We start from the raw sequence: 258 nt of genomic DNA, 5'->3' as shown, positions 1-258 counted from the left end.
ATCAATAATTTTTGCAGAAAAGGTACCTTTTCTGTGCGGCTGAATAGGATAGTGTAGATTCAACGGCACAACATGTTGAAAAGACATCAAAGAATGGAGAGAAACGAACATGGCTTGGTTATTGATTTTAGGTTTGGCAGTGTCCTCGAGCATTGATAATTTAGGAGTGGGGATGTCATACGGCATCAGAAAAATCAAAATATCGCATGCGTCGAATATGATGATCGCTTTTATCTGTTTTGTATTCAGTTATATCGG

The 258-nt window shown here is 38.0% G+C and carries 1 protein-coding gene; it reads left to right on the top strand.

Annotated elements, in window-relative coordinates; translation table 11 throughout:
* Positions 1–109: 109 nt before the first annotated feature.
* Positions 110–258 (top strand): manganese efflux pump (locus tag R0K30_RS22520; RefSeq protein ID WP_410613136.1); only part of this gene is annotated, 149 nt, incomplete at its 3' end.

It is taken from the genome of Bacillus sp. SIMBA_154 (assembly GCF_046536015.1).
Taxonomy (GTDB): domain Bacteria; phylum Bacillota; class Bacilli; order Bacillales; family Bacillaceae; genus Bacillus; species Bacillus pumilus_P.
The sequence above is the reverse complement of the archived record's forward strand: the minus strand, read 5'-3'. Positions and strand labels throughout refer to the sequence as shown.